This is a genomic window from Streptomyces sp. L7 (assembly GCF_050990935.1).
GTDB lineage: Bacteria > Actinomycetota > Actinomycetes > Actinomycetales > Microbacteriaceae > Leifsonia.
Genome location: NZ_CP194644.1, coordinates 1,857,484 through 1,873,549, shown reverse-complemented (window position 1 = coordinate 1,873,549; position 16,066 = coordinate 1,857,484). Strand labels below are relative to the sequence as shown.

At 69.4% G+C, this 16,066-nt stretch carries 16 protein-coding genes; 5 read left to right on the top strand and 11 right to left on the bottom strand.

The genetic code is table 11. From position 1 onward, the window contains the following. Window positions 1-127 precede the first annotated feature (127 nt). A complete protein-coding gene (locus tag ACR5MH_RS09475) occupies window positions 128-1,441 on the top strand; it encodes an LCP family protein (RefSeq protein ID WP_431347000.1) in 1,314 nt (437 codons plus the stop codon). A gap of 1 nt (window position 1,442) precedes the next feature. Here the strand turns inward: ACR5MH_RS09475 and ACR5MH_RS09470 are convergent, their stop codons facing one another. From ACR5MH_RS09470 to ACR5MH_RS09445, 6 genes are all read right to left on the bottom strand, one after another. Continuing rightward, the gene (locus tag ACR5MH_RS09470; RefSeq protein WP_431346999.1) at window positions 1,443-2,000 is read right to left on the bottom strand and encodes a hypothetical protein; all 558 of its coding nucleotides are present in this window, start codon (window positions 1,998-2,000) and stop codon (window positions 1,443-1,445) included. A 57-nt stretch (window positions 2,001-2,057) separates the two neighbouring features. Further along, window positions 2,058-2,792 (bottom strand): HAD family hydrolase, encoded by a 735-nt coding sequence (locus tag ACR5MH_RS09465; protein ID WP_431346998.1) that lies wholly within the window; start codon window positions 2,790-2,792, stop codon window positions 2,058-2,060. After that, window positions 2,789-3,403 carry a GNAT family N-acetyltransferase gene (locus ACR5MH_RS09460; protein ID WP_431346997.1) on the bottom strand — a complete coding sequence of 205 codons (615 nt, stop codon included), beginning with the start codon at window positions 3,401-3,403 and terminating at the stop codon, window positions 2,789-2,791. Before ACR5MH_RS09460 ends, ACR5MH_RS09465 begins: the two co-directional genes overlap by 4 nt. After that, window positions 3,403-4,413, bottom strand: a complete 1,011-nt coding sequence (gene trpS, locus ACR5MH_RS09455) for a tryptophan--tRNA ligase (RefSeq protein WP_433862529.1) — start codon at window positions 4,411-4,413, stop codon at window positions 3,403-3,405. The genes ACR5MH_RS09460 and trpS overlap by 1 nt, the downstream gene beginning before the upstream one ends. A gap of 114 nt (window positions 4,414-4,527) precedes the next feature. After that, entirely contained in the window at window positions 4,528-5,283 is a 756-nt protein-coding gene (locus ACR5MH_RS09450; protein WP_433862528.1) for an exodeoxyribonuclease III, read from the bottom strand. A gap of 9 nt (window positions 5,284-5,292) precedes the next feature. Continuing rightward, window positions 5,293-6,504, bottom strand: coding sequence for a YihY/virulence factor BrkB family protein (locus ACR5MH_RS09445; protein WP_431346996.1), 1,212 nt, complete (start codon window positions 6,502-6,504; stop codon window positions 5,293-5,295). 246 nt (window positions 6,505-6,750) lie between these two features. On the opposite strand from ACR5MH_RS09445, the gene ACR5MH_RS09440 reads away from it, so the two are divergent. Together ACR5MH_RS09440 and ACR5MH_RS09435 are read left to right on the top strand one after the other, a co-directional pair. Beyond that, window positions 6,751-7,707: a hypothetical protein gene (locus ACR5MH_RS09440; protein WP_431346995.1), complete on the top strand. Its 957-nt coding sequence runs from the start codon at window positions 6,751-6,753 to the stop codon at window positions 7,705-7,707. 151 nt (window positions 7,708-7,858) lie between these two features. Beyond that, window positions 7,859-8,719: a hypothetical protein gene (locus tag ACR5MH_RS09435; RefSeq protein WP_431346994.1), complete on the top strand. Its 861-nt coding sequence runs from the start codon at window positions 7,859-7,861 to the stop codon at window positions 8,717-8,719. A gap of 175 nt (window positions 8,720-8,894) precedes the next feature. Here the strand turns inward: ACR5MH_RS09435 and ACR5MH_RS09430 are convergent, their stop codons facing one another. From ACR5MH_RS09430 to ACR5MH_RS09410, 5 genes are all read right to left on the bottom strand, one after another. After that, complete coding sequence (locus ACR5MH_RS09430; protein WP_370056505.1) at window positions 8,895-9,656, bottom strand: succinate dehydrogenase iron-sulfur subunit; 762 nt, start codon at window positions 9,654-9,656, stop codon at window positions 8,895-8,897. Next, complete coding sequence (gene sdhA / locus ACR5MH_RS09425) at window positions 9,656-11,428, bottom strand: succinate dehydrogenase flavoprotein subunit (protein ID WP_433862632.1); 1,773 nt, start codon at window positions 11,426-11,428, stop codon at window positions 9,656-9,658. Before sdhA ends, ACR5MH_RS09430 begins: the two co-directional genes overlap by 1 nt. A gap of 53 nt (window positions 11,429-11,481) precedes the next feature. Then, a complete protein-coding gene (locus ACR5MH_RS09420) occupies window positions 11,482-11,925 on the bottom strand; it encodes a succinate dehydrogenase hydrophobic membrane anchor subunit (RefSeq protein WP_431346992.1) in 444 nt (147 codons plus the stop codon). Between the two features lies 1 nt (window position 11,926). Continuing rightward, window positions 11,927-12,319, bottom strand: a complete 393-nt coding sequence (sdhC, locus tag ACR5MH_RS09415) for a succinate dehydrogenase, cytochrome b556 subunit (protein ID WP_433862631.1) — start codon at window positions 12,317-12,319, stop codon at window positions 11,927-11,929. Between the two features lie 172 nt (window positions 12,320-12,491). Further along, a complete protein-coding gene (locus ACR5MH_RS09410; RefSeq protein WP_431346990.1) occupies window positions 12,492-13,613 on the bottom strand; it encodes a mannose-1-phosphate guanylyltransferase in 1,122 nt (373 codons plus the stop codon). 74 nt (window positions 13,614-13,687) lie between these two features. Here ACR5MH_RS09410 and ACR5MH_RS09405 point away from each other — a divergent pair, with 74 nt between their 5' ends. Beyond that, on the top strand, window positions 13,688-14,857 hold the full coding sequence (locus ACR5MH_RS09405; RefSeq protein ID WP_433862527.1) for a glycosyltransferase family 4 protein: 1,170 nt from the start codon (window positions 13,688-13,690) through the stop codon (window positions 14,855-14,857). 99 nt (window positions 14,858-14,956) lie between these two features. After that, the gene (locus ACR5MH_RS09400; protein WP_433862630.1) at window positions 14,957-16,060 is read left to right on the top strand and encodes a magnesium and cobalt transport protein CorA; all 1,104 of its coding nucleotides are present in this window, start codon (window positions 14,957-14,959) and stop codon (window positions 16,058-16,060) included. Window positions 16,061-16,066 lie beyond the last annotated feature (6 nt).

The following is a 16,066-nucleotide window of genomic DNA, read 5'->3' as shown; positions in this document are numbered from 1 at the left end:
CGTCCGGCATGTTGCCGGGCGGCGCTCGCGCGTCGTGAGCGTCGCGTGCGCCTCGAGCCTGAGGATCCTTCCAGATTCCTCATCCGCGAAAAAGGTTTCCCGCAGATTGCTGCCTTAGCTTCGAAGCATGAGGCATTCCACGGTCGAGCGACCGACCCCGGTGCGGCACGGCCGCCTGCCGGTCCGTCGCGCCCGGGGACCGGTCGCGCGCCTGCTGGCCGCCGTGGTCGCCGTCGCCGTGGTCTCGGTCGGCGCCGTCGCCGCGTACGCGGTGCAGGACACCGTCCGCTCTCTGAAGCCCTCCGTCCACCTGGTCTCCGCGGCGGGCAAGGCCGTCACGGTTCCTGATGTCGGCGCGGAGTCCGGGGCCGTCAACATCCTCCTCGCCGGAACCGACACCCGCACCGGCCAGGGCGGCCAGTTCTCGACCTCCCAGGAGCTCGCGGGAAGCTCGGGCGCCGGCAACAACGACGTCACGATGATCCTGCACCTCTCGGCCGACCACCAGCACGCGACGGTGATCAGCATCCCGCGCGACCTGATGGTGCCGATCCCGTCCTGCCCGACCTCGGGCGGCGGTTCCACGTCCCCGCAGGACAGTGCGCAGTTCAACACGACGCTGTCGACCGGCGGGCTCTCCTGCGTCGTGCTCACGGCGGAGGCGCTCACCGGTCTCAGCATCCCGTACGCGGCGGAGATCAGCTTCGACGGCGTCTCGGCGATGTCCAACGCCGTCGGCGGTGTCACCGTCTGTCTCGCCACGCCGCTCACCGATCCGTACGTCGGCCTCAACCTGCCGGCCGGTCAGCAGACTCTGGTCGGCGCGCAGGCGCTCGCCTTCGTCCGCAGCCGCCACGGCGTCGGCGACGGCAGCGACCTCGGCCGGATCAGCAACCAGCAGCTCTTCCTGTCGTCGCTGCTGCGCAAGGTGACGAGCGCGGGGGTGCTGGGCAACCCGCTGACGCTGTTCACGCTGGCGAAGGCCGCGACCTCCAACCTCACGCTCTCGGACACGATGGCCTCTCCGACCACCCTCGTGTCGATCGGCCTCGCACTGAAGAGCGTGCCGCTGAGCGACTTCGTCTTTCTCCAGTACCCGGCGATGACCGACCCCAACGACGTCAACCGTGTCGTCCCCGAGCCGACGGGAGTGGACGCCCTCAAGCAGGCGCTCGCCTCCGACACCCCGGTGCAGCTCACGGGAACGACGGGCAACGGAACGGTGTCGGCGACCCCGGCCCCGTCGGCATCGCCGTCGAGCGCGCCCACCGCGGCCGCGACGCCGACGCCGAGCGCCACGTCGAGCGCCGCCGGCGGCAGTACGACGAGCGGCGGCACGACGAGCGGCAGCACTCCGGCCCCGACCTCCTCCGCGGTCAGCCTCCCGTCGGACGTCACCGGTCAGACGGCCGCGCAGCAGACCTGCACGAAGGGCAACTGAGTCAGGTCGTCGTGCGGGTGGTCGCCCGGTCGAGCGCGGCCATCAGAGCCGCCGGCTCGGGGACGTCGAAGAATGCCATCGGCAGCGGCGAGAGGATGCCGTCGAGCCCGCTGTTGAGCGGAACCTGGCCGCGCGAGAAGCCTCCGACGCCCACCGATCCCGTCCAGACGACGCTGACGTGGCTGTCCCCGGTCCAGGTGGTCGTCCTGTCGCTGGCGACCGGGGTCTCGATCAGTTTGCCCCCGACGACGGCGAACGCCCGGCGATCGGTGACCGCGTAGGTCGAGTGGAGTTGCCGATAGCGCTTGACGAGGAATCGGAGAAAGACGTAGTCGACGCCCACCGCCATGAACAGAAGCCCGAACAGGCTGAACAAGCCGCCGGTCTGGGCGGCGGCGACCGTCCAGAAGATCGAGAAGCCGAGGAAGAACAGCCCGAACGGGACCAGGAAGACGTCGGACCGGTTGAACAGCCGGCCGGCGTCCGGCCGTCCCGACCACAACAGGTGCTCGCCCGGCCGGAGACGGGTGCGGGCGACGGTATCGGCGGACTCGATCATGGGCGCAACTCTAATGGGCCGTTGCGGCGCGCAACCGCATTGGGCCTGCGACGCGGATCAGCGGCTGAGCGCCCCCACCAATCCCGCGAGCCCGCTGAGCTCGATCACGCCCACCTCGGCGGCCTCCGCCGCGTCGTCGGCCGTCGGCACGTCGCCGCGCCGGTTCAGCCACACGCCGGTCAGTCCGGCCCGCGCTGCGCCGATCGCGTCGGTGTGCAGGCGGTCGCCGACGTACGCCGCCTCGGAAGGCCGCACCCCGAACACCGAGCACGCGTGCTCGAAGATGCGCGGGTCCGGCTTCGCGACGCCGACTTCGCCGGACGCGATCAGGTGGTCCATACGGGTGTCGAGCCCGACGGCCTCCACCTTGCGGCCCTGGAAGGCGAGGTCGCCGTTGGTGATGAGCCCGAACCGCACGCCGGGGAACGCTGCCCGCAACGCGTCCAGGCAGGGGAGCGCGTCGTCGTGCAGCGACCAGGCGGCGACGTAGTGCTCGAAGTAGTCCGCGAACCAGGCGCTCGCCTCGGCGTCGCTCAGCTCGACGCCGTGCCGGGCGGCGAAGTCGCGGGCGCGCGCCTGACGTTGGCCCTCGAAGCCGAGTCGGCCGGCGAGATAGGAGTGGTAGTGCTCCTCCTCCAGGTCGTGCCAGAGCGCGGTCAGGTCGACGGCCTCCATCGTCCCGTACGGCTCGCCGAGGCGGCCGGCGTACTGCTGGATGCCCGTCGACACCGCCGCGCGATGCGCGAACAGCGTGTCGTCGAGGTCGAAGAGCACCACGCGCGGGCCGGTCACAGCGGCGCCTGCGCGGAGGTGAACGCCGGCCAGCCGGCCGCCGGCCAACCGTCCGCCGGCCGCCGCGGGTCGCCGGGCAGGAGCGCAGCCTGCCATTCGTCGCGCCGGACTCCGCGGTGCGGGGCGCCCAGCCGCGCGACACCTTCCCACTGGAAGCCGGCCCGGCGGGCGACGGCGGCGCTCGCGACGTTGCCTGCGTACGCGTGCCACACGACCCGCTGGAGGCCCAGCCCCGGGGGCCCGTCGAACGCGTAGTCGAGCACCAGGTCGACCGCGGCGGCCATCCAGCCGCGCCCGCGGGCCTCCGTGGACAGCCAGTAGCCGATCTCGCCCTCGCCGTCGTGGAGGTGGTGCAGTCCGATCATGCCGTGCAGGAGGCGCGTCTCCGCGTCGCGGAGCGCCCAGGTGCACTCCCGCCCGCTCGCCCAGCCGTCCGGGACGGTCCCGGTCACGAACCGCTCCGCGTCCGCGCGCTCGTAGGGCGACGGCACGGTGGTCCACGCGGCGACCTCCGGATCGCGGCAGAACTCCGCGATCCGGTCGATGTCGGCCTCCGTCGGCGCCGACAGGACGACAGCGCCGCCCGCCAGCTCCACCGGGGCCGGAGGCATCAGTGCGCCCGCCGCAGCAGGCCGATCGCGTTGAAGGCCTGGGCGAGCGTCCGCTCGGCCACTTCGCTCGCCCGCTCCGCATTGCCCGCGAGGATGCGGTCGAGTTCGGCCGGGTCGGAGAGCAGGTCGAGGGCGCGTTCGCGGACGGGGCCGAACGTCTCCACGACGACCTCCACGAGCCCCTTCTTGAAGTCGCCGTAGCCCTTGCCGTCGTACTCCAGCTCGATGTCGGCGACCGCCCGGCCGCTGAGCGCCGAGTAGATGCTGAGCAGGTTGGAGATCCCCGGCTTGCCCGCGCGGTCGAACGAGACGACGCCGTCGGTGTCGGTGACGGCGCGCATGATCTTCTTGCGCGTCACGTCCGGCTCGTCCAGCATCCAGACGATCCCGGCGCCCGACTCGGCGGACTTGGACATCTTCGACTCCGGGTTCTGGAGGTCGTAGATGCGCGCGCCGTCCTTGAGGATCATCGCCTGCGGCACCACGAACGTCTCACCGAACCGGCTGTTGAACCGCTCCGCGAGGTCGCGCGTCAGCTCGACATGCTGGCGCTGGTCGTCGCCGACCGGCACCACCTCCGCGTCGAACAGCAGGATGTCGGCCGCCATCAGCACCGGATAGGCGAACAGCCCGACCGAGGTCGCGTCGGCGCCCTGCTTGGCAGCCTTGTCTTTGAACTGCGTCATCCGGGCGGCCTCGCCGTACCCGGTGATCGTGTTCAGCAGCCAGGCGAGCTGCGCGTGCGCGGGCACGTGCGACTGCACGTAGAGCGTGGAGGCGGACGGGTCGATGCCCGCGGCGATGTACTGCGCCGCCGTGCGCCGGGTCTTCTCGCGGAGCTCCGCCGGGTCCTGCGCGACGGTGATCGCGTGCAGGTCGACCACGGAGAAGAAGGCGTCGTGGGTGCTCTGCAGCTCTTTCCACTGCAGGAGGGCGCCGACGTAGTTGCCGAGGTGGAGGGAGTCCGCCGACGGCTGCATGCCGGAGTACAGGCGGGGGAGTGTGCTCATGTCACTGCTTTCGGTCGAGAGGGTGCGGATGCTAGAGGGCGTAGTCGACGACCACAGGGGTGTGGTCCGACCATCGCTCGTCGTAGGCGGCCGCACGGTCCACCGCGTAGTTCTTCACCGTCGCCGCCAGCGCGGGGAGGCGAGCTGGTAGTCGATCCGCCAGCCGGTGTCGTTGTCGAAGGCCTGCCCGCGCCACGACCACCAGGTGTACGGTCCGTCGACCTCGCCTGCCGCCTTGCGGCCGACGTCGACCCAGCCGAGCCCGGCGCCGTCGTTGTAGCGCGGGTCGTCCTCCGCGCCGAGGAAGCGGTCGAAGTAGGCGCGCTCCTCGGGGAGGAAGCCCGCCTTCTTGACGTTGCCCTTCCAGTTGCGGATGTCGAGCTTCCGGTGACCCACGTTGAGGTCGCCCATGACCACGGCGTACTCGCTGTGCTTCACGAGCTGGGGGAGACGGGCCTCCATCGCGTCGAGGAAGGCGTATTTGGCGTCCTGCTTCTCGGTGCCGGCCTCGCCGGAGTGGACGTAGGCGCTGACCACGGTGACGACGGTGCCGCCGACCTCGTAGTCGGCCTCCAGCCAGCGGCCCGCGCTGTCGAAGTCGGGCGCGCCGAGCTCGACGCGGTGGATCTCGGCGCGCGGATGGCGGCTCGCGATCGCGACGCCCGCGCGGCCCTTGGCGGTGGCGGGGTCGTGCACGATGTCCCACTCGTCGCCGAGGAGACCCTGCAGGTCTTCGCTGGCGGCGCGCACCTCCTGCAGCGCGAGGATGTCGACGTCCCTGCTGTCGAGCCAGGCGCCCATGCCCTTGCGGTAGGCGGCCCGGATGCCGTTGACGTTGACCGTCGCGATGCGCAGGGGTTTCGAGGGCATGCCTCCAGCCTACCGGCGGGCGCCGACGCCGCTGTCGTCGAGCAGGTCGTTGAGCCGGTGCTCGGCCTTCTCGACCCGGCGCTGCGCGCTCAGCCGGGCCAGGAACCTCGACCCGGCCAGCTCGTCCCTCGCGTTCTGCAACTCGGCCTTCGCTACAAGCACCCGCGCCTCGTACTCCGCCGCCGCGCGCTCGGCCGCCGCCTGCTCCGGGGTGATCATGCGCGGCGAGATGCCGCTGTCGAACATCCCGACCGCGATCCAGGAGGCCGACAGCAGGATGACCCGCGAGACCAGGTTGAACCAGATCAGCAGACCGACGAACACGGCGAACGTCGCCAACAGCGGATTCTTCGTCGCTCCCGTCAACAGCAGGCCGCCGAGCGCGCTCAGCCCGGCCAGCACGCAGGCGCCCAGGAGCACCCCGAAGAAGAGGTTGCGCCACGGGATGGCGACCCGCGCCATCACCCGGAACATCGCGCCGAGCGTGAAGATGTTGAGGACCACGGAGATGAGCAGGCCGGAGAACCGGGTGAGCGCGTCCGACCAGAACGTGTCCGAACTGAGCCCGACGAGATGGATCAAGAAGGTCACGGCCTGCGTGCTGATGATGGAGATGAGCGCGGAGAACATCAGGACCAGCCCGAACCCGAGCGCCAGGAACAGGTCGCGGATCTTCTGCAGCACGTAGTTCGTGGTGTCGCGGCTCAGCCCGAACACCGCGCGCACGGCCTGGCGGGTGTAGTACAGCCAGCCGATCGCGGTCCAGAGAAGGCTGATCGCCGCGACGATGCCCGACCAGCCGAACGCCGTCGCGGACTCGAGCTGCTCGGAGTTGATGATGCCGGTCGTCGTGTCCGTCGAGATGAGGCCGGGGATCGCCCGGTTGATGATCTCGACCAGGGACTCGTAGATGTCCTGGTTGCCGCTGAGCCAGACCCCGGTGGCGGAGAAGCCCAGCCAGACCGCCGCGAAGACGGCGAAGAGCGACTGGAACCCCATCCCGGCGGCCCGCAGGTTGCCGTCGGAGTGCGAGAAGTTGATGTAGACCCGGTACGGCCGCAGTGCCTGCACCCACTTCGCCCACCGGGACACCCGCGCGACCGGCTTCTCCAGCCGCTCCTTCAGGGGCTCCGTGGCGTCGAGGATGCGCTCCTTCAGCGTCTCCTCCGGCTCGACCGTGCCCTCGGCGCGCTGCAGGGCCGGATCGGGCTGCGCCGTCACCGTTCCCTCCCCGTGTCGCGACTTCCTGGCCACGCCGCAAGGATAGCGAGTCCGCGGCGGCCGCTGCGGTGCGAACCAAGCACGGACACTTCTTTGCTCCAGGTGCTAGATTGTGCAGGATACATTTCAGTTATGGTCCGAAAGGCTTCTGACGTAGTGAACGGCATTACCCCCCCCCCCGCATCGCCTGGTGTAAGTAGGCGCACACTTGCCAAGACGGCGGCCTGGGCCGCCCCGGCCATCGCCTTGGCCGCCGCCTCGCCGGCCCACGCGGCGTCCGACCCCGTCCGCGGCACGATCGGATTCGGCAACGGGGCGTACGCCGTGCCGACGGGCGCGGAGATGGAGATCACGGGCTGGCTGGCCCCCATCTCGGGCTCGTTTCCCGCTGACATCAAGCTCGTCGCGTCCTTCGGCCTCGACGACTCCGGGTTCACGGTCACGTCGGGCCCGGTCGTCCTCGCGGACAGCCGCACGTTCAGGATGACCATCCTGGCGCCGAAGGTCACGACGGAGCGGAGCGTCACCCTCAGCGTCGAAAGCACGTCGCATCTCGGCTACACCGGGGCGACGACCACCCTCACCGTTCTCGAGCCGGGATTCCTCGAGGCCGGCTACGGCATGGTCCCGATCGCCACGCAGTGGCGGCGGAGTGCGCGCACGGACCTCGACGACACGGTTCGCTGGTTCGAGCCGATGGCCGTCGCCTCGGGCGCCGCCCTCCCGGTGCCCAAAGCGAACATCGACCAGCCTTGGCTCGACCTGCGGTTCCACCTCTATCCGTCGCCCTCGGCCAACTACAACAACTTCAACAACGACACCTTCGCCGCCGCTGTCCGCACGGGAGGCTTCCCGCCGCCGTGGACGGACCTGGACACCTCCACCGAGGTCACGATCGACCGTTACGAGGTGAACGGCGTGCCTCAGGACGCGAGCGCGGCCCTCACCACCGTGCTCGGCTCGTCGTCGGTCAGAGGTGACGGCACCCTCGCCGGCCGGGCGACGGTCAGCGCCTGCGGGTACATGCCGAGTGTCGATGCGAGGGGCAGTGAATTCCAGTACACCCAGACGAAGACGGTGTATGCCACCGTCCCGTCCGGCTTCCCCACGGGCTCGGTCGCCGAAGCCAGGATCGTGACCTCGATCATCCGAAAGGACGGCGCCGCGTCGAAGATCGGCTTCGTCGTGCGTTACACGTACTGAGGATCCTTCCGGCGGAGGCGCCCCTGGGCGCGGGGCGCCTCCACCGCATGCCCGCTCACCTCAAAGTTTGCCTGACGATGTGCAATTGAGCACGGTTAGCCAGTAAGATTAGCGTGAAACATTTCAGCATGCCCAAGAAAGGCTTCTTCTCGTGAACGACACACCCGACTCCGAGGCGCCACGCCTCGTCTCCCGACGCACGGTCGCCAAGACGGCCGCCTGGGCCGCACCGGCCATCGCCCTCGCCGCCGCATCGCCGGCCCACGCCGCCTCGGCCGCCACCTCGACCGGCGTGATCTACATCCCCCAGAGGATCTACTTCGTACAAGAGGGCAGCGCCTTCCCCATCGAGGGCACCCTGACTCCGGCCGAGGGCGGCACCCTGCCCGCCAACTTCCGGCTCCAGGTGGAGGGCGCCGACGGCTTCCGAGTGCTGACCGAGCCCGCCATCGTCTACACCGACAACGGAATCACCTTCTCCTTCTTTGTGTCCGCGCTCAGGACCGGCGCCGCTGAGGGCGTGCTGACGGTCTCGAGCAATTACCCCGCCACGTCGTGGGCGCCGGACGCGACGACACTGAGGAAGAATCAGGCTCCGCCGCTGCCGGAGGGCAGCCCGAGGATCTTCTTCTCGTGGGAGGACCAGTACTACACCGTCGCGGCCAAGAACGATGGCTTCACCGGTTTCCACACCGTTACCGGACAGATCCGCGTGCCCGAGGGAACCAAGCTTCCGGCGGACATGAAGGTGAAAGCCCAGACTGCGACCGATCGCTGGAACGTCGTCGGCGCCGGAGATGACGGAGTGGTGCTCGACGTCACTCCGGAGGGCATCTTCTCGTTCGACGTCGTCCAGCGCTACGACAACAGCCACTTCGGGTTCTTCGAGGTCGTCTGGATGTCGCCCCAGATCCCTCAAAGCGCCAGGTGCATCGTGGGCGACTGGACGAAGCCGAAGCCTGACGACTGGAACGCCATCAAGCCCGAGGGCTGGGACGACCTCTGGGGCTGACCCCGTCGTAGCCCGACACGCGCGGAGGCGCCCCTGAGAGATCGGGGGCGCCTCCGCCTGTTCGTGCGGTCGCGCTCTGCGGTTCGCTGACGCCCCACGAACGACGAAGGCGCCCCCGGCCTCCCGGGGGCGCCTTCGTCGTCGGAGCGGATCGCTCTGCCGGTTGCGGCCGGCGTCAGACCTTGCCGCGCATGATGGCCTGCTTGACCTCCGCGATGGCCTGCGTCACCTGGATGCCACGGGGGCACGCGTCGGTGCAGTTGAAGGTCGTGCGGCAGCGCCAGACGCCTTCCTTGTCGTTGAGGATGTCGAGGCGCACCTGCGCGTTGTCGTCGCGCGAGTCGAAGATGAAGCGGTGCGCGTTGACGATCGCGGCCGGGCCGAAGTACTGGCCGTCGGTCCAGAACACCGGGCAGGACGACGTGCACGCGGCGCAGAGGATGCACTTGGTGGTGTCGTCGAAGCGCGCGCGGTCGGCGACCGACTGGATGCGCTCCTTGTCCTTCGGGGGAGTGCTGTTCGCGACGAGGAACGGCTGCACCTCGCGGTAGGAGGCGAAGAACGGCTCCATGTCGACGATGAGGTCCTTCTCCAGCGGCAGGCCCTTGATAGCCTCGACGTAGATCGGCTTGGAGATGTCCAGGTCCTTGATCAGCGTCTTGCAGGCGAGCCGGTTGCGGCCGTTGATGCGCATCGCGTCGGACCCGCAGATGCCGTGGGCGCACGAGCGGCGGAAGGTCAGCGAGCCGTCCTGCTCCCACTTGATCTTGTGCAGCGCGTCCAGGATGCGGTCGGTCGGGAACATCTCGACGTCGAAGTCCTGCCAGCGCGGCTCGGTGTCCACGTCCGGGTCGAACCGGCGGATGATGAGCGTCACGGTGAACGACTGGACCGGGGCCTCCGGGGCCGGGGGAGTCTCGAGCACGGCGCTGGACATCAGTACTTCCTCTCCATCGGCTGGTAGCGGGTCACGACGACGGGCTTCCAGTCGAGTGTGATGTGGTCTGCCGCGTCGGCGGAGTGCGGGTCGCCGGTGAGGTAGGCCATCGTGTGCTTCATGTAGTTCTCGTCGTCGCGCTTCGGGAAGTCGTCGCGCATGTGGCCGCCGCGGGACTCTTTGCGGTTGCGGGCGGAGAAAACGACGACCTCGGCGAGATCGAGCAGGAAGCCCAGCTCGACGGCCTCCAGGAGGTCGGTGTTGAAGCGCTTGCCCTTGTCCTGCACCACGATGTTCTTGTAGCGCTCGCGGAGGCGGTGGATGGTGCCGGTGACCTGCTCCAGCGACTCGTCGGTGCGGAACACCTGCGCGTTCCGGTCCATCTCGTCCTGCAGCTCCTTGCGGATGGCCGCGATGCGCTCGGTGCCGGTCCCGTTGCGGAGCCCGTCGATCATCTCGCGGACGGCCTTGGCCGGGTCAGCCGGCAGCGGCACGGCGGTCGCGGTCTTGACGTACTCCACCGCGTTGTTGCCGGCGCGCTTGCCGAACACGTTGATGTCGAGCAGCGAGTTGGTGCCGAGACGGTTGGAGCCGTGCACGGACACGCAGGCGCACTCGCCGGCGGCGTAGAGGCCGGGGACGACGGTGGTGTTGTCGCGCAGCACTTCGGCGTTGTTGTTGGTCGGGATGCCGCCCATCGCGTAGTGCGCGGTCGGCATGACCGGCACCGGCTCCACGACCGGGTCGACGCCCAGGTAGGTGCGGGCGAACTCGGTGATGTCGGGGAGCTTGGTCTCCAGGACCTCCGCGCCCAGGTGGGTGCAGTCGAGGAGGACGTAGTCCTTGTGCGGGCCGGCGCCGCGGCCCTCCGCGACCTCCTGGACCATGCAGCGGGCGACGATGTCGCGCGGCGCGAGGTCTTTGATGGTCGGGGCGTAGCGCTCCATGAACCGCTCGCCGGACGCGTTCCGGAGGATCGCGCCCTCGCCGCGGGCGCCCTCGGTGAGGAGGATGCCCAGGCCCGCGAGGCCGGTCGGGTGGAACTGGAAGAACTCCATGTCCTCCAGCGGGAGCTTCTTGCGCCAGATGATGCCGACGCCGTCACCGGTGAGGGTGTGCGCGTTGGAGGTCGTTTTGTAGATCTTGCCGAAGCCGCCGGTCGCGAAGACGATCGCCTTGGAGTGGAAGACGTGGAGCTCGCCGGTGGCCAGCTCGTACGCGACGACGCCCGCAGGCTGGTCGACGCCGTCGACCTCGTTCATGATCACGTCGAGGACGTAGAACTCGTTGAAGAAGTTGATGCCGAGCTTGACGCAGTTCTGGAACAGAGTCTGCAGGATCATGTGCCCGGTGCGGTCGGCCGCGTAGCAGGCCCGGCGGACCGGAGCCTTGCCGTGGTCGCGGGTGTGGCCGCCGAAGCGCCGCTGGTCGATCTTGCCCTCGGGCGTGCGGTTGAACGGCAGGCCCATGTTCTCGAGGTCGATGACCGCGTCGATGGCCTCCTTGGCGAGGATCTCCGCCGCGTCCTGGTCGACCAGGTAGTCGCCGCCCTTGACGGTGTCGAAGGTGTGCCACTCCCAGCTGTCCTCCTCCACGTTGGCGAGCGCCGCGGCCATGCCGCCCTGCGCCGCGCCGGTGTGGGAGCGGGTGGGGTAGAGCTTCGAGATCACCGCGGTCTTCGCGTGCGGGCCGGCCTCGATCGCGGCGCGCATGCCGGCGCCGCCTGCGCCGACGATGACGATGTCGAACTCGTGGTAGTGGACGCCGTCGATGACGGTGGATTCGGTGGTTTCAGTTGTCACAGCGTTTGTTTTCCGTCAATCAGTCACTTGGCCGGGCAGAACGAAGGCAGGTCGGCCGCGTGGGCTCCCGCCGGGCACGGGTCGAAGGTGAAGATCACCAGCGTGCCGAGCACGATCAGAACGACGACAGCCGCGAGGACCGCCCACTTGAGGATGCGGTTGACCATCACGTTGTGCGCGTAGTCGTTGATCAGGGTGCGCATGCCGTTGCCGCCGTGGATGAGGGCGAGCCACAGCATGAGGAGGTCCCAGACCTGCCAGAACGGGGTGGCGTACTTGCCCGCGACGAACGCGAAGTCGATCTGCTTGACGCCGTCGCCGAGGACGAGGTTGATCAGCAGGTGGCCGAAGATGAGGATCACCAGCAGGAGGCCGGAGAGCCGCATGTAGATCCAGCCCCACTTCTCCCAGTTGACGCCCTTGCGGGCCGGGCGGGCCGGCGTGCGCGGAGCCTCGATGGTCGTCACGTCAGTTCACCTCCGAGAAGATGTGGATGAGCTGGGTCGGCACGAAGCCGGCCATGAGGATCACCCAGAGCACGATCACGATCCAGAACATGACCTTCTGGTACTTGACGCCCTTGCTCCAGAAGTCGATCAGGATGATCCGGATGCCGTTGAAGGCGTGGAAGATGATCGCTGCGACGAGCGCCATCTCACCGAACCCCATGATCGGGTTCTTGTAGGTGCCGATCACCGCGTTGTACGCCTCCGGGCTGACCCGGATGAGCGAGGTGTCGAGGATGTGGACGAGAAGGAAGAAGAAGATGGCGACGCCGGTGATGCGGTGAAGCACCCACGACCACATGCCCTCACGGCCGCGGTACAGCGTGCCGCCCGGCCTCGACTTCGTCGGTTGCAGGGTCCCTGCCGCTTGGTCTGGCACGAACAACCCTCCCTGGTTGCGATCGCTGAAAGAACGCGCACGAAGCGCGGGCCAAGTCTATGCCGCGGGGCCGCTCCGCGCTGCTTAGGGTGCCCTTGGTTATCTCGACGTCGAGATAAATGGGGGATCGGCGCTGAGGCGCTGCGGCTCAGAGCACGTCGGTCGAGCCGGTGACTTTCAGCGCGTCCACCACCGACTTCACCCGCTGAGCGTTGTCGGTCGTCGTGACCAGCAGCGCGTCGGGCGTGTCGACGATCACGATGTCCTTCACGCCGATCAGGCTGATGACCCGCTTGGTCTGGCTGACGACGATGCCGCTGGAGGCGTCGGCGAGCACCCGGGCGTTCTCGCCGAGGATGGCCAGGTCCGTGGTGCGCCCGCCGGAGTTCAGCTTGGAGAGCGAGGCGAAGTCGCCCACGTCGTCCCAGTCGAAGTAGCCGGGGATGACAGCGAGTCTCCCCGCGGCCGCCGCGGGCTCGGCCACCGAGTAGTCGATCGCGATCTTCTCCAGGCTCGGCCAGATCCGGTCGACCGCGGGGCCGCGGGTGGCCGGGTCGTCCCAGGCCTCCGCGAGCTCGAGCAGCCCGGCCAAGAGCTCGGGCTTGTTTCGGCCGATCTCCTCCAGGAGCAGGTCGGCGCGTGCGATGAACATGCCCGCGTTCCACAGGTAGGAACCGCTGTCGAGGTAGCTCTCGGCGGTCGGCAGGTCCGGCTTCTCCACGAACGCCCGGACCGCGAGCGCGCTCGGGGCGCCGGTCACCGTCAGCTCGCCGCCGCAGCGGATGTAGCCGAACCCGACGGCGGGCTCGGTCGGCTTGATCCCGATGGTGGTGATGTAGCCGGCGTCGGCGGCGGCGACGGCCTCTTTCACGGTGGACGCGAACAGCCGCGTGTTGCGGATGACGTGATCGGCGGCGAACGACCCGATGATGACGCCGGGCTCGCGCCGCTGCAGGATGGCCGCGGCCAGCCCGATCGCGGCGGTGGAGTCGCGCGGCTCGGACTCGAGCACCACGTTGGCGTCGGCCAGCGCCGGAAGCTGCGCCTCGACGGCGGCCCGGTGGGCGCGGCCGGTGACGACCATGATCCGCTGCTCCCCGGAGATGGGGGCCAGCCGGTCCCAGGTGTTCCGCAGCAGCGTCTGCCCCGACCCGGTCAGGTCGTGCAGGAACTTGGGGGCGTCCGCCCGCGACAGCGGCCACAGCCGGGAGCCGATCCCGCCCGCCGGGATGATGCTGTAGAACCGGTCGAGCGCGCCAGGAGAAGTCATGACGAAAGGATACCGAGCGGTGCTGGTCACCTCCCGTTCACAGCAGGGACACACCCCGACGAGACACTGAGGTCATGCGCGTCGCCGTCGTCAGCGAGAGCTTCCTCCCCACTGTGAACGGGGTGACCACCAGCGTCCTCCGGGTGCTCGATCATCTGGCCGCGGAGGGCCACGAAGCGATCGTGATCTGTCCGGAGGCGGGGGCGCCGGAGGAGTATGCGGGGTACCGCATCCACCAGGTGCCCTCCATCGCGTACCGGCAGTTCCCGGTGGGGCTGCCGAGCCCGCAGGTGCAGCGGATCCTCGCCAGGTTCGAGCCCGACGTGCTGCATGCCGCCTCTCCCTTCTTTCTGGGCGCGCAGGCCATCGCCGCCGCCAACCGGGTCGGCGTGCCCTCCGTCGCCGTCTACCAGACCGACGTCGCCGGGTTCGCCCGCCGCAACGGGCTCGGGATGACCGCCGCCATCGCCTGGAAGTACGTGCGCTGGGTTCATGAGGGCGCCGATGTGACCCTCGTTCCCTCGTCGGCCAGCGAGTACGACCTCCGGGAGGCCGGGGTCCGCCGCCTCGCCCGCTGGGGACGCGGCGTCGACCTGGAGCGGTACCACCCCAACAACCGGCGCACCGCCGCGGCGGCCGCCCTCCGCGAGCGGCTCTCGCCCGACGGCGAGGTCGTCGTCGGCTACGTCGGCCGGATCGCGCCGGAGAAGCAGGTCGAGCGGTTGCGCGTCCTGCGCGGGCTGCCGAGGGTCTCGGTCGCGATCGTCGGGGACGGGCCGGCTCGCGAGGCCGTCGAGCGGGAGCTGCACGGCGTCCCGACCACCTGGCTCGGCCGGCTCGGGGGAGCCGACCTCGCCGCGGCCTACGCGGGCTTCGACGTGTTCGTGCACACCGGGTCCGAGGAGACGTTCGGGCAGACGGTCCAGGAGGCGCACGCCTCCGGCCTCCCGGTGATCGCCCCGCGCGCGGGCGGACCCATCGACCTCGTCGAGCACGGCGTCGACGGGCTCCTCTTCCCTCCGGCCGACGACCGCGGGCTGCGCGCCGCCGTCTCCATGCTCGCCGCCGACGCGCCGCTGCGCCTGCGGATGGGGGAGGCCGGACGCCGTCGCGTGCTCGGCCGAGGCTGGGACGTCCTCTGCGCCGAGCTCGTCGGGCACTATGAGCAGGTCATCCTCGACTCCTGCACAGACGTCCGCCGCGGCGGGGTCCAGCGCACCGGCACGCTGCGCGCGTACAGTTAGGTGGCGCTGCCGCCCGGGTCGCCGGGCGTTGCGGGCCACCTCGATCTTCCGCGCACCAGGAGGTGAACCTTGGCGAACCTGAACCGACGCGGCATCCCGATGCCCTTCGTGTCCCGAGCCCGGCGGGTCGATCCTCCCAGTTCGCCTGAGCCCGTCCTCACCGAGCCGCAGCGCGCCGCCCGTTCCAGCATGGTGGACAGCGCGATCTACGCCGACGGCGTGCGCGTCGCCTCCCCGCACACCCTGGCCGAGACCTACCGCGCGCTGGACGACACCCCGGGCGGCGTCGCCTGGATCGGGCTCTACCGCCCGACCGAGCAGGAGCTCATGTCGCTGGCGGAGGAGTTCAGCCTCCACCCGTTGGCGATCGAGGACGCGATCGTGGCCCATCAGCGGCCCAAGCTGGAACGCTACGACTCCGTGCTGTTCGTGGTGCTGAAAGCGGCCAACTACCTGGACGCGCCGGAAGAGGTCGACTTCGGCGAGCTGCACCTCTTCGTCGGACCGAACTTCGTCATCACGGTGCGCCACAGCGAGTCGCCCGACCTGTCGACGGTGCGGCACCGGATGGAGCGGGAGCGCGAGCTGCTCGCGCTCGGCCCGCAGGCCATCCTCTACGCGATCATCGACGCGGTCGTGGACGCCTACAGCCCGGTCGTCGCGGGGCTCGCCAACGACATCGACGAGATCGAGACGCAGGTGTTCGGCGGCGACGCGCTGGTCTCCCGGCGCATCTACGAACTGTCGCGGGAGGTCATCGACTTCCAGCGGGCCACGCACCCGCTCTCGTCGGTGATGGTCGCCCTGGAACGTGGCTCGGCGAAGTACGGCGTCACCGAGGAGCTGGAGCGGCGCCTGCGCGACGTGGCCGATCACCTCACCCAGGTCAACGAGCGGGTGGACGGCTTCCGCTATCTGCTGCGCGACATCCTGACGGTGAACTCGACGCTCGTCGCCGAGCGCCAGAACGAGGAGATGACCCGGCTGGCGCACTCCACCCACCGGCAGGGCGAGGAGGTCAAGAAGATCTCCTCCTGGGCGGCCATCCTCTTCGCGCCGACCCTGATCGCGGGCATCTACGGGATGAACTTCCACAACATGCCGGAGCTGGCATGGCCGCTCGGCTACCCGCTGGCGGTGCTCGCGATGGTGGGGTTGAGCACGCTGCTGTACGTGGTGTTCAAGAAGCGCGGGTGGATGTAGCGGGCA